We start from the raw sequence: 1,301 nt of genomic DNA on the forward strand, positions 1-1,301 counted from the left end.
CCGACCCGCGTTCGTTTCCGCGTTCAGTAGCGGTAGTGATCGGGCTTGAACGGCCCCTCGGCGGGCAGGCCCAGGTACTCGGCCTGCTTCGGGTTCATCTTGGTCAGCGGCGCGCCGATCTTCTCCAGGTGCAGCCGGGCGACCTCCTCGTCCAGGTGCTTGGGCAGCACGTAGACGTCCCGCTCGTACTGCTCGTGCCGGCGCCACAGCTCGATCTGCGCCAGCACCTGGTTCGAGAAGCTGGCGCTCATCACGAAGCTGGGGTGCCCCGTCGCGTTGCCCAGGTTCACCAGACGCCCCTCGCTCAAGAGCAGGATCCGCTTCTTGTCCGGGAACTCGATTTCGTCAACCTGCGGCTTCACGTTGTGCCACTTGAAGTTGCGCAGACCCTCGACCTGGATCTCGCTGTCGAAGTGGCCGATGTTGCACACGATCGCCCGGTCCTTCATCGCCCGCATGTGGTCGACCGTGATCACGTCCACGTTGCCCGTCGCCGTGACGAAGATGTCGCCCAGCGGCGCCGCCTCGTCCATCGTGGTGACCTCGTAGCCCTCCATCGCCGCCTGCAAGGCGCAGATCGGGTCGATCTCAGTCACCATCACCCGGCAGCCGGCGTTGCGCAGCGACTGCGCCGAGCCCTTGCCGACGTCGCCGAAGCCGCAGACAACCGCCCGCTTGCCCGCCATCATCACGTCGGTGCCCCGGCGGATGCCGTCCACCAGGCTCTCCCGGCAGCCATAGATGTTGTCGAACTTGCTCTTGGTGACGCTGTCGTTCACGTTGATCGCCGGCACCTTCAGCGTGCCCTTCTTCGCCATCTGGTACAGCCGCGCCACGCCCGTCGTCGTTTCCTCCGACAGCCCCAGCACGTCACCCAGCAGCTCCGGGTACTTCTCGTGCATCACCGCCGTCAGGTCGCCGCCGTCGTCCAGGATCAGGTTCGGCCGCCAGCCGTCCGGCCCGAAGATCGTCTGGTCGATCGCCCACCAGAACTCCTCCTCGCTCATCCCCTTCCAGGCAAACACCGGCACACCCGCGGCCGCCACCGCCGCCGCCGCGTGGTCCTGCGTCGAGAAAATGTTGCACGACGACCAGCGCACCTCCGCGCCCAGCGCCGTCAGCGTCTCGATCAGCACCGCCGTCTGGATCGTCATGTGCAGGCAGCCCGCGATCCGCGAACCAGACAGCGGCTTCTCACCACCGTACTGCTCGCGAAGCGCCATCAAACCCGGCATCTCCGTCTCGGCAATATCGATCTCCTTGCGGCCCCACTCCGCAAGCGAAATATCCTTCACCTTGTA

1 protein-coding gene is annotated in these 1,301 nt (G+C 65.8%); it reads right to left on the reverse strand.

Annotation, left to right across the window (positions count from 1 at the left end; genetic code table 11):
- Positions 1–23: 23 nt before the first annotated feature.
- Positions 24–1,301, reverse strand: a 1,278-nt coding sequence (gene ahcY, locus DRB17_RS19780; RefSeq protein ID WP_114583948.1) for an adenosylhomocysteinase, incomplete at its 5' end; no start/stop codon positions are given.

The sequence above is a fragment of the Ferruginivarius sediminum genome (assembly GCF_003344765.1).
Classification (GTDB): Bacteria; Pseudomonadota; Alphaproteobacteria; order Kiloniellales; family Rhodovibrionaceae; genus Ferruginivarius; species Ferruginivarius sediminum.